This is a genomic window from Neobacillus sp. PS3-34, assembly GCF_030915465.1.
Taxonomy (GTDB): domain Bacteria; phylum Bacillota; class Bacilli; order Bacillales; family Cytobacillaceae; genus Neobacillus_A.
The window spans coordinates 4791613-4817011 of record NZ_CP133267.1 but is presented as its reverse complement, the minus strand read 5'-3'; the positions used below and the strand labels follow the sequence as shown (position 1 = coordinate 4817011).

Below are 25399 nucleotides of genomic sequence, written 5' to 3'. Positions count from 1 at the left end.
CGTTTTAATTAAAGTAAATAAATAAAGAAGTACTAAGCTTTCGTGAGCATTTTTTTTAACATAACTTCCTTTCCCTTAGATTTTCCTAAGAAAGGGCAGGGAATGTGACTAAAAACTCTGTTCCTATACCAATTTTACTATTGATTTTTACTGTGCCTTTCATCTCTTGGATAATACTAAAAGAAACCATTAGCCCAAGACCGGTTCCCTTTTTACCCTTGGTTGAGTAATACGGTTCGCCTAAGCGCTTCACTTGGTCAGATGTCATCCCAATACCCGTATCAGATACACTAATATTTATTTCATTACTCTTAACATATGGGTGGAGTTTAAGCGTCCCCCCATCAGGCATTGCCTCAATACAATTTTTCAAAATGTTGAGGAAACACTGTCGGAACCGGTTCCGGTCTCCTGAAATATAGCCGAATTCAGTGTTTACAGTAATAATTTCTACTGAATTCATGTTAGCCATTGGCTGCAATGTTTTAATGATTTGGTTAAGTTCCTCATTCACGAGAAATTTTTCTACTGTTTGTAAAGAGGGTTGTGCAAATGTTAAGTAATCTCTAATAACATGCTCAGCCGCATTTAATTCACTTATGGCGGTATTGATATATCTCCTTGTTGTCGCCTGAATCTCTGGATCCTCTGAAGCAAGCTGTAAAAAACCTTGTACAGCAGTTAAGGGATTTCTTACTTCATGGGAAATAGCCGCGCTCATATGACTGGCTAATTCCACTTTTTGTGCTTTCACCATCTGCTCGCGAAAAAAATCATTTTGTTTTATTTCCTCTAACAAATAAGAAAGCATACAAATTCCTATAAATTGAATCATGAATGTGATACCAACAACTTTAAGCTCGGTTAATGAGTGACCCGAAATCAAAAAGCCACCAAAGACGGAAGCGCTCATTATAGAAACAGTTGATAGACAGACGAGTATACGTTTTCTTGGACTTTGTTTTAGGAACCAAGGATGAGCAAGCCACAAAAAAATGCTTAAAGCGCCATAGAGTGGCGATATTATCCAAAAATTGCTGTCAAACCCATAAAATAGTCCTCTAAGTAGTAAAGATGAGACAACTAAAAACGGTCCATAACCATAGTAAAGCCCACCTAAAATAATAGGGATTTGTCTTAAATCGATCATAACTCCATATACTTCCGTGGAGAAGTATATGCATACCAAGACAGCAAGAAAAGGCCTATAATACATAGAACACGAGGTATGGGATCCCTATTGTATCGTTCAGACCAAAGATTAAAAATAAATAATAAAAGTATGATTAGTGAAAGATTAAAAAATAAATCTTTAGCCAATTCCACAATAGCCACCGTCCGAAATAATTGATTGTGTTTAGTTTATTATTTAATTATAGACTCAACAGGATATTGTTGTAATTAAAAATATTAAACAATTTAAAAAATTTCCTCTTTGTCCATTCATCAGCGCAACATCAACGCTGCACGGCAGAAAATGAAAAGGTCAATATGCCGTCAATACTGGTATGGGTGGGAAAAGTAGGTCGCGAAACGGGTGTTTAATTGCCCATCCAATAGTCTTATTACATCCAACACGGTGCAGCACAGACTGTCGCTTCCTTTATGAAGCACTAATGGTAGATTTCTGAATGTTGCACCATCCTACAACTGAACTCACCAAAGAAATATGGAGATGCGCTTTTTTATTTTAGAAGACAGTACAAGCTAAAAGAGCGCCATCTATTTGAGGAAAGGGTATAATAAATTGGAAGAAGCCGACATTAAAAAGTGATGCATTAAGTTGAAATTAAAAAAGTACATAAAAATGAGTCCAAGTTATAAAAAATACAAAGACAAAAGAAGGGAAGGAGATACGATGGCAAAAGAAATTAAAGAATCTGGATGGAACTTAGACAATAGCTATGCCCGTTTACCAGAGCTATTTTTCACCAGTCAGAACACGAACCCTGTACAGTCACCAGAGTTAATCATTTTAAATAAACCGGTGGCGGAAAACCTGGGGTTGAACGCCGAGGCTCTTCAAAGCAAAGCTGGCGCCGAAGTATTTGCAGGCAACTGGATTCCAGAAGGCGCTGTGCCTATTGCTCAAGCATATGCCGGGCATCAATTCGGACATTTAAACATGTTAGGGGACGGGCGTGCTTTGCTGCTTGGCGAACAGATCACCCCGACAGGTGAACGGTTTGATATCCAGCTCAAGGGCTCAGGCAGAACGAGATACTCCCGAGGTGGGGATGGCCGGGCGGCACTTGGACCGATGCTGCGCGAATACATCATTAGTGAAGCCATGTATGCGCTTGGTATTCCTACTACCCGCAGTCTGGCTGTGGTGACAACTGGTGAGCCAGTTTTCCGCGAAACCGAACTGCCCGGTGCCATTTTAACCCGCGTAGCTGCCAGCCACATCCGTGTTGGAACCTTTCAATTCGCAGCAGGAGCGGGCACTGAGGAAGACCTTCGGACGTTGGCTGACTATACAATTAAGCGCCATTATCCAGACATTAAACACGATGAAAATCGATATCGTTCATTGCTTCAAAAAGTGATCAAGCGACAGGCAGCCCTGATTGCCAAATGGCAGCTGGTTGGCTTTATTCACGGGGTGATGAACACCGACAATATGACCATAAGTGGAGAAACCATCGATTATGGCCCGTGTGCTTTTATGGATGCCTATGATCCGGCAACGGTGTTCAGTTCCATTGATGTTCAGGCCGCTATGCCTATGGCAATCAGCCGAATATTGGAGGGTGGAATCTCTCTAGATTTGCTGAAACCCTATTGCCCCTCCTGCATGATAATCAGGAGGAGGCTGTCAAAATAGCCCAGCATGAAATTTCAGGTTATATGGAGCTGTATCGTCGTCACTGGCTCGCGGGAATGAGAGCAAAACTGGGGATTTTTAACGAAGAAACAGAGGATGATTCCCTTATTGAAGAACTCCTTAGTTTGATGCAAAAACATGGTGCGGACTATACGAATACCTTCCGTGCCTTAACGATGGCTAAACCGGAGGATACGGCATTGTTCGGTAAAGAGGAATTTACTCAATGGTATGAAAAGTGGAAGGCGAGACAAGAAAGGCAGGAGGAATCGACAGAATCCTCCCACCAGTTGATGCGAAACAGCAATCCTGCAATCATCCCTAGGAACCACCGAGTAGAGGCCGCACTGGAAGCTGCCGTAGAACAGGGAAACTATAGTGTGATGGAGAAGCTTCTTGAAGTTCTTTCAAAACCATACGCTTATCTTCCTGAACAAGATGAATACTGTACAACGCCTGAGCCATCAAATCGCCCTTATCGCACATTTTGCGGTACATGATTTAGAGCTAGAAAAAGCTATCTGGTGTACAACCGGTTTCTGCCAGTGCCATCGCTGCCGAACGTCCGAATGCAGAAATTCCAAGAGCGTTAACAGAAGATGAAATATTCGACTTAATCGAAGACTTTAAAAAAGCGACTGAACGTGCAATTAAAGCTGGATTTGATGGGGTAGAAATTCATGGAGCAAACACCTATATAATCCAACAATTTTTCTCTCCACACTAAAACCGTCGTGAGGACCAATGGGGAGGAAGTTTAGAGAAACGATATAATTTCATTAACCAATTAGTTGATGCTGTTACTGAGGTCGTGGATAATTCAAATGTTCAAGATTTTATTTTGGGATATCGTTTATCTCCAGAAGAATATGAAGAACCTGGAATAAAAATGTCAGATACCCTTTATCTTGTTGATAAATTAGCTGATAAAAAGTTAGACTATTTGCATATATCATTGGGTGACTTTAAGCGAGTATCTGTATCTGAAGATTATAAAGAAAAATCTATTATGCAATATGTTCATGAGAAAATAAATGGACGTGTACCTTTAATTGGTGTTGGTGATATTCGTACTAAACAGGATGCAGAAGATACATTGACAAACGCTGAAATAGTGGCCGTAGGGCGCTCTCTCATCATTGACCCTCATTGGACAAGTAAAGTGCTGGAGGGAAAAGATGATACGATCAAAAGAGTACTAGTTGATCAAGATAGAGAAGAACTCATGATAGGGAATGGGATTGTAGATTTCCTGAGTATTATGATGCCTGATCGATTACGCTAAACCAAATTCAATAAAAGCGCGGGTCACAAGTAAGTTGGTTACATTCTTGAAAATACAGCTAACGGGAGTATTAACGGTTGATTAACTTTTTACATGGTTGTGACGAACGTAGAAAGTTTACGTTCGTCACGATATTCTAGAAAAATCATATCGTACGGCGTCATTTCTATGTTAGAGTACGTTAAATGTATAAGGAATGTGTTATTTTTTAGAAAGGGACGATGATGAAATGGTTACAGAAATCCAACTAAATGATACTAAAATTAAAATCACACAATATGATGAAAAAAAGATAGAAGGTAAAACTCAGATATCGTTAACTTTTAATGTTACAAGTGACGACTACCATGACATAGCAACGTTACTTTACAAAGGAACATTTGATGTAATCGTACCCGAGAGACATCTTGAGTTCCGCGGAACGATTCAAGAATATTCAACATCAATTACGAATCTATACGGAAAAGGGCAAATTGGTGAATATAAACTGACTTTGAAAGAAGCGGAATAATAGAAAAGGGGATTTTCATCTTATGAAATTAAGCATTTTAGATCAGTCTCCCATTTCAACTAATCAAACGGCAAATGAAGCATTACAGGAATCAATGAATCTCGCACGCATAGGGGAGACATTAGGATATTCACGTTATTGGATTGCTGAACATCATGCAATGCCAGGGCTTGCATGCTCCGCGCCCGAGGTAATGTTAGGGTATATTGGGGCAAATACAAAAAATATACGAATTGGCTCTGGAGCAGTTTTATTGCCATACTATAAGCCGTATAAAGTAGCAGAAACCTATCACATGTTATCCACTCTATTTCCTAATCGAATTGATGTAGGGATTGGAAGGGCACCGGGTGGTCCTGCTGAAGCATCAAATGCATTATCGGATAACTATTTGCAACATGTCTATAAAATGCCTGATTTAGTAAATGAATTAATTAAATACATAGATAATGAAGGGACCGTATTAGAGGCTTCTCCGTTACCTCAAATTAGTCCTGATCTATGGATGTTAGGTACAAGTAGAAAAAGTGGAAATTTTGCGGCGGAAAACGGTTTAGCCTATAGTTTCGGACAATTTATGAGTGATGAAAACGGAGCAGAAATCGTCCAACAATATCGTCAGTCATTTCAACCAAGAAAAAAAGGACAAAAACCATACGTCATTATGGCTTTATCAGTAATATGTGCAGAAACTACTCAAAAAGCAGAAGAAATTGCTTTAAGTTCAATTGTTTGGAAACTACAAAATGAGAGTATGGAAGGAAACAAAGGAGTTCCTTCTGTTGATGAGGCGAAAAAAATTCTATTAAATCTCCGTAATCAAAAGTCTATTGAAAGAATAAAAAAGAAAATGATTATAGGTACTCCTAATGAGGTGAAAAGTAAAATATTAGAAATTCAATCTCATGTATTAGCAGATGAAATCATGATTGTAACTATCACTTATTCATCAAAGGATAAGCATCAATCATATCGACTAATCGCAGAACAATTTATTAAATGAAAAAGTTAAGATTTAAAGGAGGAAATTGTCATGAACAGACTACAAGGAAAAACAGTGATCATCACTGGTCCAGCACTGGAATAGGGGCTACTATTGCTAAGGAAATAGCCGTGGAGGGAGCAAACGATTGATGTAAATATTAAAGGTGTGCTTTATGGCATTCATGCTGTATTGCCATCTATGCTGAGCCGCTCAACAGGCCATATTATTAATATTGCTTCGGTTGCTGGACTTGAAGTTTCAAAAACAAGTACCGTCTATAGTGCTACAAAGTACGCTGTTCGGGCTATTTCCATGGGATTAGAAAAGGAACTTGCCAAAACAGGTGTAAGAATAACGAATATATCACCAGGGATGGTAGATACAGACTTGAACAACAATTACGACTGGAATGATCGTAAAATACATGATGCAGTTGATATTGCAAAGGCTGTTGTCTATGCAATTACCCAACCTGAATATATGAATGTCAATGAAATTACCATTCGTTCAGTGTAAATTGAGGGAGCGTTCCAGTTTTTGTTGCAAATAAAGGGTGGTAAATGCTCTTCTGTTCTAAAGAGGTCTTACCAGAGTACTGCCGACATCGCTCAGATATTATATAATTAGGGATCTATCTGAAAGTGAAAACCTTGATTTTTCTATGTTAAGAGAAAAATCAAGGTTTTATTTATATCTGGAGGGGGTGAATGGGTAGGGTATGAAGAGCATCAGGACAAACAATGGTTTAAAATTGACCGCGATGAGTTTTCAGAAATTTCCGATAAACAAAGTGTTATGGGAATTCCACCTTTATTAGTTTTTAAAAACGGTGAAAAGCTTGCGCATTTGCATAGTGCGAACGCCAAAACTGCAGAAGCAGTGAAAGAATTCTTAAACAAACTATAATAGATTTCTTTGGGAATATAGGAACCTTTTGGCTTTGAAGTAAAGTTCGATAATTTTGAAAGTCTGATCAAAAGTCCTGAATGGATAGGGAGGATTTTTACTTATTCAGCAAACCAGCCAATAGTTGAAGTAACTTTTCACCAAATAACCCTAAATTATTGTAATTATGTACAATGTCACTCTTATTTTTTGAGTTTTTTTCCATATTATACACTCAGCTCTTAGCTCTAATTTTTGTGAAAAAATCATTAACAACATAGAAAAAATGATCATGGGATGAAAGTTAGGATTAAAGATTCAGAAAACATTCAAATTTCGGTCAATATCAACTATGTGATTTGTTAACATTGCAAGGTTTTTAAGAAATATAACCTGTTTACTTGCCAACTTTTTATAGAGTGTGTTAAACACCCACTCGTACCGAACGGTAGGTACTAATTAAAATGTAAAAAATGTTCTTCTTGTTTTTTAACGAAGTGTTTGCGATAACCATAGAGTAAAAATGTACGAGAATAGGCAAGATATTTATGCAGTTAATTTATTTGAAGGAGTGTTAATTATGGCTGATATGAAAATAAAAGTGAATGCTATTTGGGATGGTGGGGTAACAGGGAATGGAACCCTTAAAGCGGAGTATCTGGATACAAAAATCGCTATTCCAACATCATTAGGTGGTAGTGGTAACGGAGCAAATCCAAAAGAGGTTCTCGTTGCTTCTGTAACAACTTGTTATGCAGCAACACTAACATTTGTGCTTGAAAGCAGAAAACTTCCTGTGGCGGAACTTACAGTGAACTCTGAGGCAAGTATATCTGATAATGAGTTTAAAATTATCCATTATCCTCACATCGTTTTATCTGCTGGCGCTCCAGAAGAACAAATTCAATCTGCACAAAGAGCGATAGAAGCAGCAGATAAAGGGTGCGATGTAGGAAATATATTGAAAAAAGCAGATGTTAAAATTGAAGTTCAAGGTAAAGTTACTGTGAAATGATATGATTCACCCAAAGATGTAGATGTTAATTTTTAAAATTTTCAAGTATAAAGGTTCTTTTAAAATTAAGGCGGAGGTTCTGATTTAGTTTTACAACTTCGTAAACGTGGCATTAACACGGTTATTATTGGAGGAATGAATGCAAACCTATGTGTTGACTCCCATATGCGTGAATTAGTAGAACAAGGCTTCGACGTTTATATCGTGAGTGATGCAACAGCTGCTCCTGGTAAAGATGCATTCAATGCAGGAATTGTAAACTTTGGATTCGTTTCAAGTGGTGTTTGGACAACTCAAGAAGCCATCGAGAAATTAAACTCTTTATTCGGTTACGGTAAACGCTCCAAATAGTTGAAGTCGGATATCATCCTGTTTAAGTTGATATCCGACTTTTTGTTTTTCGAAGAATAACACATTAAATAAAGTACACGATTTAACAAAATTAGATAAAGATTGAGGGTATTAGGTATGCCAATTGAAAGGAAAAATACCATTACATTTGGTGGGAAACCTGTAACTCTTATCAGTCAAGAATTAAAAGTTGGAGACATAGATTCTGATTTCCTTGCACTTTCAGAAAATTTACAGCCATATTCATTGAATGACGACAAAGGAAGCGTTCGTTTGATTAGTGTGATCGCTTCTATAAATGCAGCTGCAGGTATTTGCGATATGCAAACTCGGAGCTTTAATGAGGAAGTTGCAAAATGGATAACGTAGAATTTCTCTCTGTACGCGTAGATTTACCATTTGCTTTATCTCGCTGGCGTAAAGCAGCCGGTCTTGTGAAAGTAAAGATGCTGCCTGACCACCGTGAACTTTCCTTTGGTGAAGCCCTGGGCGTAGCGATAAAAGAACTTCGTTTGCTAGCGCGTGCAATCTTTGTTCTTGATAAAAACAATAAAGTAACATATGTGGAATACGTAACTGAAGCGACAAACCATCCGGATTATGCCAAAGCAGTCGTAGCAGTAAAAAATGCTGCAGATCAATCATCACTTTTTTGTTCAAATTTATTCATTCTGGGGTGTCAGGCACCCATCGTGGACAATTGTCCTTTGGAGGTGCCTGACACCTATTTATTTGTTGAGGACAAAACACCACCAATAAATGCGGAAACTGCCTTTAATAAGACTACTTAATAAAACCACATGAGCAAGATAAAGGGACAGCAACTGTGAGATACCGCTTCTAGATATTGTGAAAAAATCATAGGTCACCAGAAAACTATTGTTACAACCCTATGAAACAAGTAAAAACAGTCCCCGCCAAGGGAAGTATTTCCAGTGTTACCATAAGTTATTGTTGATATAATTTTGGTGTAATCGGTTATTTTTAACAGAAATAGGGGGAACTTCACACAAGATGAAAAACAGGGTCATTCTATTTGTTCTGGCAATTTTTTTCTTTTCCAGTACGTTGGGTTCATGGGAAGGGGCGGCCAGTACATACACACCAGACCAGCTGGTAGGTAAATCTGAAGCCTATGCCAGGCAGCTATCAATTCTTATAAACTATGAAAAAAGCAAAACGGTCAAGGCTGTTTCCACAACATTCATGACCAGTACCAAAACGGGCATAGCCAATGCCGCTACAGCAGTTAAAAAAATGAAAAGCAGTACAACCCGCAAAAAGCTTGAAACACGCATAAATAACGTCCAATTGGTTTATAGTAGGGCGGTTTCCTATAATAATTCAATTGGTGTCGGCGAAAGACTAAAGATTAAGTCGCAAACACTTTTGGCCGCTTATGCAAAAAGTCCTTCCAGTGATGCAACCAACTTGTCATATCGCACGTTACAAGATGAATTAGGCAAGTTTGCGAGATCGCTAGGATTGGTTTACGGCAAATCAACCCGCGATGCGATTTCGAAAAAATACAAAGGCCCTGCGGAAAGCAGCTTAAGTCAAACAAAGACAGCCGCCGTTTTAAAAGGGGAAATGAACCTTCTTACAACGGCGTTTAAATCAGGCAAGAATGAAACGATTTTTGGCCAGGTAGACCGTTTTAACGCACAGCTGGGAAAAGCAAAGAGCAATCCGGTTTTATACAATGCCTTTGCCAGCTCCTATGAGGACCTTTTAAAAGAAAAAGGATTATCAGCGAATGGTGTGCCTACCATCATTCTTAAGAAAATCATTGCCAATGAAAACAGTGTCGTTTACCTCGAGGTTTATGATAAAAACGGTGAGCCGATGAGCCAGGGCAGCGGTTTTATCGTGGGCAAAAGCACAATCCTGACAAACTTCCACGTCATCCAAGACGGATACAGCGTTGTTGCGTATAACAATGACGGGAAGGCGATTGCCATCAATGGGGTCGTGAAATACGATGAAGACACAGATCTTGCCTTGCTGGGCACGACAGCGGATCTTACGCTTCCAAGCCTTCAAATCGGCCATATCGATTATCTAGAAAAAGGGGATCCAATTGTAACAATCGGAAGCCCTGAAGGCCTCGTGAATACGGTTTCGACTGGAATCATCAGTAACTTGCATAAGATGACAGACAACGGTAAAACGGTGAACCTGATCCAAATTACGGCGCCTATCACGCACGGAAGTTCTGGCGGAGCGCTGTTCAATGAGTATGGAGAGGTAATCGGGGTGACTTCAGCTGGCTTTGAAAGCGGCAATCTGAATTTTGCTGTCGGGATCAATCATGCAGAAGCGTGGATCCAGTCGTATGGAAACATTTCTGCATCAAAATTAACTTTTATCCCTTATGAATCATTGCCTCCTTCAGAGGATGATGGGACGGTTACTGAACCTCCTACTACACCTGTCGAGCCCGAGCCAAAGGGCCGTTCCCAAACAGCACCGATAAATTAGTATTGGGTGCGAATCTGCGGGACGCAGTAATGAATCCGGATAAACCAATCATTTACGCCCTATCAGATGGTAAGGATATTATCGAACTTAACCTGGAGACAAAGCAGACAAGGAAAATCACCTTAAACCTTGCACCTGAACGAATCTTTTTTGCCAATAACGAGCTGTATGTGACCCTTCCGAAGGGCCAGCACAGCGCTTACTGGGAAGTTGAAAAACAGGAAGGCGCGTTCGCGGTAATCAATGCTGATACCATGACACTAGTCGATCAGGTCGACATCACGATGGATCCGTTTGATATTGTCGCAGATTCAGAGTCTATTTATCTATCAAGCGCTTCCGGTCAGTGGACGGACATGAAGGTCTTTTCGCGAAAATCGCTTCTTGAAACAGCAGATGTTCCGCGCGTTTATGAAGGATTATCATTGGAAATAGACCCTGAGGGCAAAAAGGTGTTTGCCCTTAATACTCAGCTCTCTCCACGGTATTTAGAAACCTTCCAGTTTAAGGATGGAAAGAGTGCCGGACATTATGAATCACGGGATAGCCAATACCCATTTGAAGTGAATATGAGCCTCTCTCCGGATGGGCAGTATCTATTCAATGGGTCAGGGGTCGTATACAATGCGAGTGGTTTATATTACCTGGCCAAGCTCCCTCAAAACTTTGAGGAGATTGCGTTTGATGTAAAAAATAACCGCTTTTATACCAGCTCGAAAAAAGGGCTGGAGGTGTATGATTATTCAACTTTTGCAAAATTGAAGCATTATGACCTTCAGCACGGAATTGATCAAATGTTCGTCCGGGATAATGCATTAGTTGTTGTCTATAAAGACGCATCAGGAACATTGCCGAAGCAGGCCATTAAAAAATATCCATTAAGTGCAGATGGGCTTCTGACAATGCCACCTGCTGACGCACCACCAGCAGACACTTCAGCTGAGCCTGAGCAATTCGTTCCCGTATTATCAGCCGGGGTTTCCTTACCAAAAGTTCCTGTCACGACAGACAAAACGATTTTGCCAGTTGATATGAAAAAAGAAATACTTAACCCGGAGAAACCGGTATTGTACGGCCTTTCTACCAGCGGAAAAGATTTAGTGGAATACAATCTTTCCACCAGCCAAACACGAAAGGTAACGTTTGCCTATCCGCCTGACAAACTGTTTTTTGCCAATAATGAACTATACGTCTCGCTGAAAAAGCAAACAAATTTTAATTACGGCCAAGCCTCTATAGGTGCTTTTGCGGTTGTGGATGCAGATACCTTCACGCTGAAGAAACAGGTCGATATCGCGCTTGACCCTGCGGATATCGTAGCGGATGCAGGCTATATCTATATCTCAGATGGCGGTGCGTCAAGCTGGACGAATTTAAAAGCATATTCCCTCATGACGTACGAAGAAACAGGAAGCTTCGGCTCTGTTTTAAGAGGCTCAACCCTTGCGATCCACCCAGACGGAGGCAAGGTATATGCGACAGATAGCGGTACAAGTCCTAGAGATATTCAGATGTATCAGTTCATCGATGGAAAAAATACCGCTACGTATGATTCACCGTACCACGGAGACTATCCGTTCACCGTAAATATGAAGGTGTCACCCGATGGAAAATTTATCTTCAATGGAAGCGGAGTCGTTCTCCAAACGGGTTCGATACGCGGTGAAGATATGAAATACGTAACAAAGCTTTATAATCCTTTCGAAGAGATCGCTTTTGATTTGAGCCATAACCGTGTTTACACAAGCACGAAGAAAGGCCTCGACATCTATGATTATTCTACCTTTGAAAGAATCAAGCATTATGAGCTGCCGTACGACATCGACTATATGGCAGTCCAGGACAATAACCTGGTCGTCACATACAGAGAAGCAGCAACTGGAATTCTTCCTAAAAAGACAATCGTAAAGTATCCGTTAACAGATGATGGCGTCTTGACGATGAAAGAACAATAAATGATGTAGGTACAAAAGTAATTAGTTCATTTTTGTGTAGAAACATTGTAAATAGCATACGAATTAGCATACCAATTAACATACGAATTGGTATGCTTTTTTTCGTTGGTCTAACAATATTTTTAACGAAAACAAGTACTTGACAATAGCCAATCTCATTGCCCGAATTAGGGTGTTAATTTTATTGTTAATTGCTAAGTTATTCCTAATTTAGTTTTGAAATAGAGAAAGGTAAATGCCATTTTATGTTAAAATAAAAATAAATTTTGAAAATTTATACTCAAGCTAGGAGGGGGATAATGCATAAGTCATTTCTCATTTTGTTAGCAGCAATAATAATATTATTTTCTGGTTGCTCAAACAAGCAAACAAACCAAATAAAAATTGACAGCCAGAATGTAAAAGACATTGAAATATCAGTCCCTATAAATAATGGAACACAACTATTAACTAAGAAGTTAACAAACAACGATGCAAAACAAGAAATATTTATTGATGCAATAAATAATGCAAAAAAACTTAAGGAAGATGAACCTTTTCCGAAATGCGGTTCTGGGTTAAATGTTAAATTCAATTTTATTGATGAAAAGGAACAAGTTTACAACCTTATACTTCTTGAAAACGGGGAGGGATATCTATCATATGGAGATGGTCTAGATAATAGGTATAAACTAATCAAGAACTCTATTAAGCAAATAAATAGCTTTATAGAACAAAAAGAATTCATTTTGATACTTAATAACCTAATTGAAACCCGTTGTTGAGGGGCTGTTTAATAAAGGTCGTTTTATTTTAGTAACTTGATGGCAGGTTAATTCAATGAAAACTATACAATAAAGTCAAAACGCTTGGGGTTCCTTAAACTGCCCAAGCGTTTTTATATGCAAATTATTTTGTTATTTTAACTGTTATTTACGCTGCTAATTTGTGTGGAAATTACACACCGATTTTACTTTTTCTCCATCGGAACTACTTACTTTAATAGACAGGTGCTTTTTTTTGAAAAAAAACTGTCATGTACCTGTCCTTTTCATCTGGATCCGTATATATAAACAGTGAAGACATGACCTGATGAACAGACCAAAATGAATCTTTTTCAGGGAATGTAATAAAATCAAAGGAGCAAAATGATGAACAAATTAATTATCCATGAGAACCCAGTACTGTTGTTAATACCATCACTCGCACTGAAAATCGGTTTACATGAAGCGGTTATCCTGCAGCAAATCCACTATCGTCTTCAGTCAAGCAAGAATTTCATTGAGGGGAAGAAATGGATTTACAATACATATAAGGAATGGCAAAGCCAAGTACCGTTCTGGTCGGAAAGCACCATTAAAAGAACAATCTACTCACTGGAAGAAAAGGGACTTCTCATTTCCGCCAATTGGAACCAATTAAAGATGGACAAGACCAAATGGTATACCATCGATTATTCTGTGCTGGAAGAACTGGATGTGGATTTCAATCAAAGTGAATCTAGCTTAGAAGAAATGGATTTGCCGATGGAAGCGGATTTGTCTATAGACGATGTTGATATAGAAGAAGCGTTACCCAAAGATTTTTAAAGAGGAAAATTTACCATTCTGTCGAAATTGTAAATTACGTGAATAACAGAATTAGGCCAAACAATTAGCTTATATGGGTTCGTTTCATGCCTTTCGTTAAGAGCTAAGAGTATAATAGATTTATTCATGTGTATTTCTCTTAAATAAGACTGCAAGTGCTGTCATTCGTAGCTAGGGAGGAATGAAATGTGACGGTTGCTACTATTTTAATTCCTGGAATGCGGGGAACTAAGCTTGTTAATACGAATACACTGGATTTCGATACGATATGGTCAACTGTACAAAGCAAGTATGAGACGATTTATGACCTTGCATTGAAGCAGGATAGCCGTTTTGAAGTAAACCCCAAATCAATTATTGAGCGGAGCGATGTTGAAGATCTAGCTTATCGTCAATCGGTACACATTATTGAAACAAAGACGAAATCGCCCGTTTATATTTTTGGCTATGACTGGAGGAAATCCTCGGCAGATACAGCCAGGCGCTTAGCTGATTATATTGAATTTCTAAAAGAAAAACTTTCTGTAAAATCATTTAACTTTATTGCCCATAGCATGGGGGCAACCATTTTCAGCTGTTATTTGAAGCAGTTACAAGGGAATTATGATGTCATTGAACATGCTGTTTTGGCTGCATGTCCCTTTAAGGGGTCCGTTAGAGCGCTGATTGCTCTTATAGTAGGAGAGGGGGGGTTTCGGGATCCACTGTTCAATTCAAATGATGAATTTCGGAAAATTGCCCGTACGTTCCCTTCTGTTTACGAGATGTGTCCCACTTATCCGAATGCTGTTTCATTTGAAAACCAACCTGGTTTCGACCTTTTTAATCCTGACCATTGGCAATCAAACATTGGGGATGATGACAGGGAAATGTTCTTGGAAAGGATCAATGGGATGAAAAAATTTCAGGATCCTCAAAATCCATCCATGATGAATTTAGGTGAACTTCCTGAAGAGGTTAAGAAAAAGTTTTTAATCCTTGCAGGAGAAGGTGAAATTACCAAAACAAACGTCATCGTTCAGCCTCTTAGCCCGGATGGGCGTGCGGAAAATTTCTTTAACTTTGATTCTACAGATTCAGAGGGAAATGGCGATGGGGTGGTTCCACTGGAAAGTGCAGCCATCTATAAAGATACTATTCTAACACTGGCTGTGAAGAAGAAGTGGACTGACCTGGAAATGCATCCTCTTTTCTTGAACGATGGTAGAGTACAAACCCTAATTACAAGATTTTTTTCAGAAACAGTCACAGACTTTCCCAAAGGTACCCCCTGGTGGTCCGTCCTCGATGGTTCTATCAGACATGTGAAATAGGAAAATTAATGAATGAAAGGGCAGTGCTGAGGAAGCACTGTCTTTTTATTGTCATCGAAATAGATATGCAACTCCTGTCTTGTTTTAGTTATCAGAGGATATACAAATTTGGCTTGAGAAGAATAAATGAAGATATATAATAATGCCTGTAATTATTAAGGCAAGACCATTCCCGCATCTTAATGGTTGGCTAATTTGTGAATTTGATAATGGGGAAAACGACTTATAGATAATTAGCCATTCATGAAATGGATTCTTGAGAAATTGTAGAATCCTAAAGAATACAGGAAGGTTTGTATTGATGGAGAAGCTGTCACTGTTGCATGGCCACCAGACCTCCTTATTGACCAGATAAATTATATACTCGTGTCCATAGAAATAAACTAGATTGAAAACCTTTGTAAAGCGAATATTGATTTGTAAAAGTGTGGAGAATGGAAAGATATAAATAATTCGGGTGGTACCTAAACACAGTAATTACAAAAGCTATCCAATTGGGTAGCTTTTTGTTATTTAATTAAGATACAAGTGAAAAGATTTAGATACGCCTCAGAATATGGTTTATCCTATTTTATAAAAACTATGGAGATATTTGGTGGTTCTTGTTATTATTTCTAAAGGGCATCTTTTTAATCTTTAATAGAGGAATGAGAGATTTGAATGTTATAAATTTCAGTATGGAAACTTCAAAAAAACGGAGTTCCCCACATTCAGTAAAGGATACATTAATAAAATATTTCCAAAGAGAAAAGGGGTTTAATTACAAAGATGAAGTAGTTAATGAATGGGAAAAACAAGCAGAGTACATAAGAAGTTTATTTCACAGTAATACGGTTATAGCCATGTTTTGGAAAAGTAAGATTCAATATTTTTTATTTGAAACACTTGATAATAATGATACTAATAATATATCCCTTGAAATTCTAATGATTTCACATGAGATTGATGTGGATAAATCAATCAATACTGTAATTAAAGATATTATTAATAAATTTATTAGTATAGAAATAGACGCTAAACCCCTTACAAACGAACACATAAAAATATATCCTGTAATAGATGAAGATATTGTGGACTATAAATATAGTATAAACGCTCTACTTAAAAGGGGATTTATTTTAGATGGTAATGACGCTAAAACGTTAAGTATTCTTGGTGCAATTGTCATTATTTCTATCTTTTTATCATTTCGCAGCAATGATTATTTTAAAAATATGGGGTTCTCTTTATTGGGTTCTGCATTTATTAGTATTATTGCATCAATTTCATTTAAATTTAAACGGAATTATATACTTACTATTAAAGGCATTAATGATTTAATCAATATTAATCCCCACTTGCAACCTACTCTAACTGATAAGGAAGAAGTATCGGGATCTAATAAAACACAGGAAGTTGTCAAGGATGTCCCTCTAAAAAATCCAAATATTGAATTGCCTAAGAAGAAGGTGGGTATAAATGTATAAAATTCCCTACATAAGAATTAAACAAAGATCTGAAACATTTTTTGTTTCAAAAATTAATGTATCAGAAATCTCACATAGAATAGATTTTCATTTTAGGGATCCCTATTCTGAAAATGAGAATGTTAATGATGTATTCACATACAACAAATATGTTGAAGAATTAAAGAAACAGGGAATCCATGTTAGTAGAAGTGAAGATGGAATTCAGAGAAGATTGCAGTTAAACAGGATAAAAGATATAGAAAATTATCTTATTTCTGATGAAAGTAATTTTTTCCCTTCATCAATATTGTTATCTATTGATGTATCTGATTTGGACTCATTTGATGAAGAATATGTAAAGTATGAAGAAAGTGAGATGGGATACTTTTCATTACCTGAGAATGTAAGATTTACCATAATTGATGGGCAGCATAGATTAGCTGGATTGTTATCAGCAGAAAGAGTGGTAAAAGAATTCGAATTGCCGGCTGTAATTTTATTTAATGTATCACGATCTACTGCAGCAAAGTTATTTTCAGATATAAATGGGAAACAAAAACCAGTAAACAGATCACTAGTATATGATTTATATAGTGAAATTGACACATTTAAGCCAGAAGAATTAAAAATGTATAATCAAATATGTCAGAAGTTTTATTCTGATCCAAAATCTCCATTATATAAACAAATAAAAATGCTAGGAATTGGAGAAGGTGCTATTTCCCAAGCGTTTTTTATTGATTATTGTATTACTAGTATTAAATATACTGATTTAAATGATATTCAAGATATTTATTCACAATTATTTTATTATTTTAAAGCGTTTCAATATGTTTTTCCTGAGGATTGGCCTGTTAAAGAGGATTTCCTTGATAATGAGGATTTAATGGAGTATTCAAGATATGTATTAAAAGTAAGGAATAGTCAATTAGTAAAAACAAATGGTTTTGGTGCAATAATGCAATTATTTCCTAAAGTCTATAAATTCACCTCTGGTGGGTTCCAAGATTACTTAAATATAATTGAAAAGCTAAGAGGACAGATTACTTGGGTTGCTGAACCAGGGTCGCCTACAGGGACGGGCAAAGCGTTTCAAAAAAGAATAAAGAAAAACTTAGAAGAAATATTGGGGCTTTAGAGGTAGTGAAAGTAAATAGATTAATAACCTTTGCAAAGACTATATTTTAAAACGAGAGTTCAGGGATGTCCCCTGCTCTCGTTTTTTATTATTACATAAAATCACTCGTCAAAGGTTATGTTCGTTTTTACGATTAAATTGACCGGTGGATTATATACACCCTCAAGTTTTTAATTCTAGTTAACCAGCAATATACCTGGACAATGGTAATATTCTAGTAATATCCTGATCAAAGATTAATTCTTTGATAGTTTGCAAATTGACAAAGTGCCATTTTTTGGGAATATCTGATTAACAAATATATATAAAGTGGTGTTTGTTTTATTGTATTGGCAATGGATGTATTCACCTTATGAAGATTTTGAAAACTTATACATGTGTCGCTAGGGATGAATGTTTTGGCTGTTGCTACTATATTAACTCAAGGAATGCAGGGAACGAAGCTTGTTAATACGAACACACTGGATTTTGTTACGATATGGTCAACCATCAGAAAAAGTTTCTAATCCTTGCAGGAGAAGGTGAAATAACCAAAACAAAAGTCATCGTTCAGCCTCTTAGCCCGGATGGCCGGGCGGAGAATTTCTTTAACTTTGATTCTACAGGTTCAGATGGAAATGGCGATGGGGTGGTGCCAATAGAAAGTGCGGCCATCTATAAAGATACCATTCTTACACTGGCTGTGAAGAAGAAGTGGACTGACCTGGAAATGCATCCTCTTTTCATGAACGATGGTAGAGTACAAACCCTGATTACACGATTTTTTTCAGATACAGTAACAGACTTTCCCAAAGGTTCTCCCTGGTGGTCCGTACTCGATGGTTCTATCAGACAAGTGAAGTAGGAAAATTAATGAATGAAAGGGCAGTGCTGAGAAAGCACTGTCTTTTTCTTTTCCTCACACAAGTTATACAACGTCTCGAATACGATTTGAAAATTTTTGTCTAATTATGTCAAATTCATGAATATTACACTTGAAAGTTATTTTAAAATACTAAATATTATAGGCAATTATACCCGGTAGGGATATAATGGGGGCAAGGTGGAAAAATTGGGAATTTATTTCATGTTAACGCTTACAAAATTTGCGAAGATAGCATAAATAATGAGGACCAATCTGGAAATTTTTCTATCGGTAAGTATGAAGATAATCAATTATAGGAGGAGGGAATGAATTAAGTAAATAAATAAAAAACCCATGAGCGATTTGATGTCCTGGCAGACAGCGCCCATGAGTCCTGAAAGTTGGGTATGCCAACTCTTTGTAGTTAGTATACCCTTTTTCCAAGAAAAATCAATGAATATTAATTCAGTAGGGGGAAAAGGAAAATGTTTAAAATTAATAGTTATATAATCAATCAGCGGCTGAATTTATTAATGGGTGAATATGACCAATACGGAAAGCTATGTACAAGAGTCTGGGAAGTGGACAAATCATTCCTTGTTGATATGCCGCCACTTGAAGTACTGGACAAATCACTAAAATTTATAAATTCTAATTTAAAAGCTGCCACCATAAGTGCTAAATCGATCGTTGATAACAAAAGCATGTGTCCAATTTGCAGTAAATCCTTTTCATGAAATCATTCTATTTCCGCATTTAGCCCCTAGCAACGAGGAATGTATCTGGTTTAATGAGATTCAAATCAAAAATACGCTGTCTGTGTATAGGAAAACAAAAGTTATTTTTCATAACGGGAATTCGATCATGATTGATGCAAGACTTACCCCTTTTAACAGTAAAATCCAAACAGCTAACCAGCTAAGGGAGATCACTTCGAGCAGGCTGCGGTTTCCCGGAATGGTGTTTCTTGATACCAAGAACAGTCATGAAATTACAAAGGAAACAAACGGCAGATATAATTTTAAGGCACTAGAGGAAGAAGAAAAACAATAGAAATGGTAAGGAGCAGCGGTGCAAGCCAGCTGCTATTTTTATATGTTCATTTTTAAAAAAAGGACATCTCATTTGAAATCCATAGTGAATCTGTACCAAATCATATAAAATCATCAAAAAAATGAAATTTCATTTGAATTTACCTCATTTAGAAGAATAATACCCGCGAAATACGAAATGGAGCCGTTCGATTAAAACGTTTCATCCAGCTATGCTAAAAGCACCCGGGAATTTGATAGAAAGCGCGCTTTCCGAAAGGATCAATAATGGAAAGCTTTGAACAGCTCTTTAAACAATATAAACCCATGATACACAGCATTATGAATTCATTGCACATTTATAAAAATAAAGAAGAATTTTTACAGTTGGGATTAATCGGGCTTTGGGAGGCATATAAACGGTTCGATCCGGATAAAGGGAACTTTACTACTTATGCTTATACATCGATTAAAGGAATGATCATGACCGAAATGAGCAAAACCAACAGGCATGAGGAACGAGCAGTTTATCCAAAAGAAGATTTCTGGGAATATATTGAGGATGGGTCTCCCATTTGTCTTTTAGAAGAAGAGACGCTGCTGGGGTATTGCAAAAGTGCTACTTTGACAGAAAAGGAAACGAAGTGGGTGTTGTACACGTTTCTGAAGGGGCTGAACGTAAAAGGAATTGCACAAGAAGAAAATGTTTCGGTATCTGCCATCAAAAAATGGAGAGAAGGGGCAAAGGGAAAGTTAAAGGGACATTTAAAAGATATTTAAAAGTTAGATAGGAAAATGATCAAAAGAACAAGCAAAAAGAACGCTGTCTAACATTTTCTTTTACTCGATGTAGCCAGTGTTTCTTTTTTTGGACAAAAACCTTTATGAACCTGTCTTTTCAAAGACTATATGTCCGTTTAGATTTTGGCTATGACTGGAGGAAATCATCTGCAGATACAGCGAAGCGTTAGCTGATTATATTGAATATCAAAAAGAAAAAATTCTGTGAAATCAGTTAACTTTATTGCCCATAGAATGGGTACTAACTTTTTCAGCTGTTATTTGAAGCAGTTATAAGTGAATTATGATGTCATTGACCATGCTGTATTGACAGCAAGTCCTTTTAGTGGTTCTGTTAGATCGCTGTTTGCTCTTAAAGTAGGAGAGGGTGGATTCCGGAATCCGCTCTGTTCAATTCGAATAATGAATTTCGGGAAAATGACCGTACGTTCCCTTCTGTATATGAGATGTGACCCACTCATCCGAATGCTGTTTAATTTGAAAATAGCCTGATTTCGGCTTAAATAATCCTGTCCATTGGCAATCAACATTGTTGAAGATGACAGGGCATGTTATTGGAAAGGGTCAATGGAATAAAAAAATTCCAAGATCCCCAAATCCATCCATGATGAATGTAGGAGTTCTTCCTGAAGAGATTAAGAAAAAGTTTTTAATCCTTGCATGAGAAGGTGGACGAAAAATTTCTTTAACTTTATTTCTACAGGTTCAAATGTAAATGGAGATGGGGTATTGCCACTAGAAAGTGCATCCATTTATAAAGATACCTTTCTAAAGCTTTCTGTGAAGAAAAAGTGAAATGACCTAGGGATGCATCCTCTATTTTTTGTACGATGGAAGAGTCCAAACCTTAAGCACATGTTTAAAAAAAAAACAGTATCAGACTATCCAACAGGTTCCCTTTTGTGGTCTGTACTGATGGTTTTTTCAGACAAGTGAAAAAGGAAAATTTCTAATGAAGACTACACTGTGAACTAAATGAAAGGGGAGTGTTGATGTAATGCACTGTCTTTTTTGTCATCGAAGTATTTTGCAACTCCAGCGTTGTTGTAGCAAGCAAAGTATATATTAAGTTGGCTTGAGTATTAATGATAGTATGAAGCTTAAGGATGATTTCAGAAAAGGTATTATATCTCAAAACATTCTACCGTTGTATTAGAAGGAGTATCATAATGCCTGAAATTATTAAGGTAAGATCACTTCCAATTCTTGATCATTAGCTAAATTGTGAATTCGATAATTGGGAAATAAGGCTGTTAACTAAAAAGCCTTTCATGAAAGGAATTTTGAGAAATTACAGAATTTAGAAGAATATAGGAAGGTTTATATTGATGCAGAAGCTGGCGCTGTGGTGTGTCCACAACTCTGCATATTAATCCATATACATTATATAATCGTGGCATAGAGATAATTGAGATAGAAACCATTAGTACAGCGTATATCGAATTTCAAAAGAGTGTAGAATGGAAAGGTATTAAATAATTTGAAGAACGTAGGAAAGTCGTTTGAGGGAATCTCTCCTGTACGGTTTGATATGGAAAAACTGAAAGTAAAAGGGATAGCCTTGGGCTATCCCTTTTACTTTCAGTTTCTTAGATTACTTTCGAAATTATTGATTGATGTTTCCAATCAATATCCTATTTCTAAACTTTACAATTTAGTAATTTCATGGTGAAAATATGTATATCTTGAGACTTCATATATAATTTCATCTATATTATTAAACTCCACATCATCAAATTCATTTAAAAGATTTTTATACCTTTCCCAAAATAGTTTTGCTTGTTGTGAATTTGTTATATTTTCAAAATTATTAATTTCATTTATAAAAAATTCCCTGTTTTTGGTATTATTATTAATTTTATTTATAACCATCTTATAAAAATCACACGTATAATCGGACTGTAAAACTATGCTGGAAACAATAAAATACAAGAGTTTATTACTGCAATTAAATACTTGATCTAGATTGCCGTTTTTAATCAACAACAGTGTATTTAAAAATCTCTTTGTCTTTCTAGGGCTAGTATTTTCAAATATAAAATCTAAATCACTTAATATTATTAAATCTTCTTGTTCAATGTAATGAAATCTTTCATCAATTACATATTTACGAGAGTCAGGTGGATTTCTTTCAGGCTTTCTATTAGTTACAGTATATATATTATCACGCTTCTCTGGTTCATGAGATGATTTATTTATTTCATCAGGATTGTTTTTATTTAATGAACCGGATTTAAATGAATTACTAATTTGATGTATAAAATTATTTGAACTAGCTTTATTCATTTTTCTTAACCAGAAAGGAAGATGAATAATTTTTTCTAGATAATTAATAGCGAATAAATTACCTTGCTCAGTATTTGAATTGGTAATCATTTTGTTATACTGACTAATAATACATTTGTTAATCCATTGGCTATCAACTGCAAAAATAACAACAAACAAGTCTGTAGATAGTAGTAATTGAATTGATTGAAGGACATCAACCACTTTTTCTTCAGAGCATCTATCTAGGTCTTCAATTATCAGTATAATTTTGTTTATTGGAGGCAAATCTATATCTTTATCTTTCTTAATACTATTGCTTATTTCATTTAGGGTCTTTCGTAATTCTTTAATGTCATTGTTTACTGTGGCTATAAAGCCTAAGTTATTTTTGTATCCTTGATGATTTATTTTTTCTATAATAAAATCTTTTAAATAATTTAATGTTAATTGTTTTTTATTTTTAACACTTAGATTTTCAAGTTTTTCTTCTAATTCTGTAATCTGTCCATTAATAGTCTCTATTTTATTTATCTCCTCGAGGTAATTATTAATTATTTTTAATATATTTATTATTGGTTTTACTAATGCTATTAATCCAATTGCACCAGGGATTATAGAAAGCTTACTCAAACCCACAATTCTCATTAATCCTATTATAAATAAAATTGGAAGATAAAAAAAATATCTCTTGCGTTCTTTAAAAATATTTGAAACCATTATATTTATTCTTGTTAAAGTGTTTAAATTAGTGTATTTTTTAATATTTTCTAGTTCTATTTTTTTAGGAATTTTAATATCCTTTAATATTTTATCTTGAATAATAGAATGTATTTTTTTATTTTCGTTTTTTAATTCATTAATATTATTATATATTTCTTCCCGTTCTTTTTTATTTTGTTTTTCCGTAAAGGCTTCATAATGATTGAAATTTTTCAAAAAATCTCCGGAATTCAGATCATAATTTATTTGAATATCCTCAAATATTTTATATATTAAATTTACTATAATGTTTGAATCGTAATAATTCCAAGCATTAAATTCAACGACAATATTATTAGGTTCAGAATTATCATCTTTTAGCTTTTTTATTAATTGGTTTATAAAGAAACTTTTTCCGGACCCCCAGTCACCAAAAATTCCAATATTTAAAGGCAATTCTAAATCATCTTGCGTTAATAATTCATAAAAAACTTCAACATCTTTTGAAACTTCAAGGAAATCATCATTACTTAACTCAGAAAGTATTTTTAATTTAAGGGGTTCTTCTAATCCCAAGGATAAATACTTTGAATATCCATGCCTACTATCCCTATTAGTATATTTATATGAGAGTAAACTTCGAGCAATTCTTTCTTCTTTGCAACTGCTTTCGTTTTCTACCATATGAGGTTCACATATATAACTACATGTAAAATCATGCTCTAAAAATTCTTCGCCGTTAGGATTTTTATCATATAGGAAAACCGCAAAGTTAGCTAAATTATTACAGCTGCCAACATTACAGTACTCATAGGTATTGTAAGTTTCATAGTTTTCAATATATGATGGCTCAATAAAAACATCGTATGTTTTTGAAGGGTATGTGGTTAGAAATAGTTGTACAAGCCGATCAGTCTCAAATAAATAGCTGTTAATTAATTTTTCAATATCATAATCCGATTTTATTAATTCAATTAAATGTACCTTTGTTCCAACAATATTACCTGTTAAATAATGTTCTGTTTTAGGTCTAATTAAGGGTTTTAATTCTTCTAGTGAATCAGAATTATTAAAATGTGTTAGATTTATATTTTTAATTAAAAACCTTTTAATCTCATTAAAATTAATTACATTTGTTTTATTATTACCTATATTAAGAGATAAATATAAATTTTTTTTATAAATATCGAAAAAAACAACTGTATAAAAGCCTGTTTGGGAAGAGGATGTTATTCTTTTATTGAATAATCCTATATAAGGTATTTTGTGGACCCTACCTGTCTCAAATGCTACTGTAACATAATAATCACTAAATAAATGAGAGAGCATATTATTAATAATTTCTATATTCCTTATAATAGTTTTCTTAATTGGGGAGATTACTTTTTCATATTGAATGGAGTCTTGAACCCCTTTTTTTCCAGGCAGAGTTTCATATATTTTAGAATACAATTTGAAATTTTCTAAACAAAATAATAGTACTTCATTTACCTTACAAGAATTCTCCTTTAATCGAATAAGAAGTTTTGTAGACTCAATTAATTTATCTATATCTTCAATTTTAACGTGAAAACTTTCCATTTCTACTGGATCAATATGTAAAAGTATATTATTTGTTAGAGTTTCTTCAATTACATTGCTTCTCATGAAACTACACCTTCTCAATAATATTTTACTAACTTGTTAAAAATTAGAATTACAATTATTCTAATTAAAAAATATTTTATATTCAATCAAAATTTGAAGTTATTATCTTGAGTTAAAAATGGATCTTTTTTAAATGCTATTTACATCCAATTATAGATAAAATATTTGAGCGTAAGCACATTGTAACGTTGGTTGTAAATTAGATTTAGTCATTTTGTTTGTTATTAATATTTAATTAAAGTATATAGATTAATTTTTATGATCCGTTTTCATTTATTAAGAAATGGAACTCCTATTTTTTATATTTTGAACTTTCCGTTGTTTGCTATAATAAGATCATAGGCAAA

The 25399-nt window shown here is 35.6% G+C and carries 16 protein-coding genes and 6 pseudogenes; 20 read left to right on the top strand and 2 right to left on the bottom strand.

The genetic code is table 11. The features are described 5' to 3' along the window. Positions 1 to 85 precede the first annotated feature (85 nt). On the bottom strand, positions 86 to 1150 hold the full coding sequence (locus RCG23_RS25330) for an ATP-binding protein (RefSeq protein ID WP_308177949.1): 1065 nt from the start codon (positions 1148 to 1150) through the stop codon (positions 86 to 88). A gap of 708 nt (positions 1151 to 1858) precedes the next feature. On the opposite strand from RCG23_RS25330, the pseudogene RCG23_RS25325 reads away from it, so the two are divergent. The 20 genes and pseudogenes from RCG23_RS25325 (at position 1859) to RCG23_RS25230 (ending at position 20417) form a co-directional block, all read left to right on the top strand. Then, positions 1859 to 3327 (top strand): annotated as a pseudogene (locus RCG23_RS25325) (YdiU family protein). Between the two features lie 50 nt (positions 3328 to 3377). Further along, positions 3378 to 4112, top strand: a pseudogene (locus RCG23_RS25320) (hypothetical protein). 229 nt (positions 4113 to 4341) lie between these two features. After that, a complete protein-coding gene (locus RCG23_RS25315; protein ID WP_308180179.1) occupies positions 4342 to 4623 on the top strand; it encodes a DUF3219 family protein in 282 nt (93 codons plus the stop codon). Between the two features lie 22 nt (positions 4624 to 4645). Next, a complete protein-coding gene (locus RCG23_RS25310) occupies positions 4646 to 5626 on the top strand; it encodes an LLM class flavin-dependent oxidoreductase (RefSeq protein ID WP_308177948.1) in 981 nt (326 codons plus the stop codon). Positions 5627 to 5743: 117 nt separating this feature from the next. Beyond that, positions 5744 to 6124: pseudogene (locus tag RCG23_RS25305) on the top strand (SDR family oxidoreductase); the annotation flags it as partial. Positions 6125 to 6358: 234 nt separating this feature from the next. Beyond that, positions 6359 to 6514 (top strand): annotated as a pseudogene (locus tag RCG23_RS25300) (thioredoxin); the annotation flags it as partial. Between the two features lie 559 nt (positions 6515 to 7073). Continuing rightward, entirely contained in the window at positions 7074 to 7508 is a 435-nt protein-coding gene (locus tag RCG23_RS25295; RefSeq protein ID WP_308177947.1) for an OsmC family protein, read from the top strand. Positions 7509 to 7595: 87 nt separating this feature from the next. After that, positions 7596 to 7859: pseudogene (locus RCG23_RS25290) on the top strand (cysteine hydrolase family protein); the annotation flags it as partial. Positions 7860 to 7976: 117 nt separating this feature from the next. Then, a pseudogene (gene tpx / locus RCG23_RS25285) lies at positions 7977 to 8491 on the top strand (thiol peroxidase); the annotation flags it as partial. A gap of 382 nt (positions 8492 to 8873) precedes the next feature. After that, positions 8874 to 10340 (top strand): trypsin-like peptidase domain-containing protein, encoded by a 1467-nt coding sequence (locus RCG23_RS25280; RefSeq protein ID WP_308177946.1) that lies wholly within the window; start codon positions 8874 to 8876, stop codon positions 10338 to 10340. Positions 10341 to 10369: 29 nt separating this feature from the next. Further along, on the top strand, positions 10370 to 12295 hold the full coding sequence (locus RCG23_RS25275; RefSeq protein ID WP_308177945.1) for a YncE family protein: 1926 nt from the start codon (positions 10370 to 10372) through the stop codon (positions 12293 to 12295). Between the two features lie 299 nt (positions 12296 to 12594). Continuing rightward, positions 12595 to 13059 carry a hypothetical protein gene (locus tag RCG23_RS25270; RefSeq protein ID WP_308177944.1) on the top strand — a complete coding sequence of 155 codons (465 nt, stop codon included), beginning with the start codon at positions 12595 to 12597 and terminating at the stop codon, positions 13057 to 13059. Positions 13060 to 13422: 363 nt separating this feature from the next. After that, positions 13423 to 13863, top strand: a complete 441-nt coding sequence (locus RCG23_RS25265; RefSeq protein ID WP_308177943.1) for a hypothetical protein — start codon at positions 13423 to 13425, stop codon at positions 13861 to 13863. Positions 13864 to 14051: 188 nt separating this feature from the next. Continuing rightward, positions 14052 to 15176, top strand: coding sequence for a lipase/acyltransferase domain-containing protein (locus tag RCG23_RS25260; RefSeq protein WP_308177942.1), 1125 nt, complete (start codon positions 14052 to 14054; stop codon positions 15174 to 15176). A gap of 656 nt (positions 15177 to 15832) precedes the next feature. Further along, on the top strand, positions 15833 to 16642 hold the full coding sequence (locus RCG23_RS25255) for a hypothetical protein (protein WP_308177941.1): 810 nt from the start codon (positions 15833 to 15835) through the stop codon (positions 16640 to 16642). Further along, a complete protein-coding gene (locus tag RCG23_RS25250; protein ID WP_308177940.1) occupies positions 16635 to 17762 on the top strand; it encodes a DGQHR domain-containing protein in 1128 nt (375 codons plus the stop codon). Before RCG23_RS25255 ends, RCG23_RS25250 begins: the two co-directional genes overlap by 8 nt. A 478-nt stretch (positions 17763 to 18240) precedes the next feature. Further along, positions 18241 to 18606 (top strand): hypothetical protein, encoded by a 366-nt coding sequence (locus RCG23_RS25245; RefSeq protein WP_308177939.1) that lies wholly within the window; start codon positions 18241 to 18243, stop codon positions 18604 to 18606. A gap of 485 nt (positions 18607 to 19091) precedes the next feature. Continuing rightward, entirely contained in the window at positions 19092 to 19343 is a 252-nt protein-coding gene (locus tag RCG23_RS25240) for a competence protein ComK (protein ID WP_308177938.1), read from the top strand. After that, a complete protein-coding gene (locus RCG23_RS25235) occupies positions 19282 to 19659 on the top strand; it encodes a competence protein ComK (protein WP_308177937.1) in 378 nt (125 codons plus the stop codon). The genes RCG23_RS25240 and RCG23_RS25235 overlap by 62 nt, the downstream gene beginning before the upstream one ends. A 266-nt stretch (positions 19660 to 19925) precedes the next feature. Beyond that, entirely contained in the window at positions 19926 to 20417 is a 492-nt protein-coding gene (locus RCG23_RS25230; RefSeq protein ID WP_308177936.1) for a sigma-70 family RNA polymerase sigma factor, read from the top strand. Between the two features lie 1668 nt (positions 20418 to 22085). Here RCG23_RS25230 and RCG23_RS25225 read toward each other — a convergent pair. After that, positions 22086 to 25052 carry an MrcB family domain-containing protein gene (locus tag RCG23_RS25225; protein ID WP_308177935.1) on the bottom strand — a complete coding sequence of 989 codons (2967 nt, stop codon included), beginning with the start codon at positions 25050 to 25052 and terminating at the stop codon, positions 22086 to 22088. Positions 25053 to 25399 lie beyond the last annotated feature (347 nt).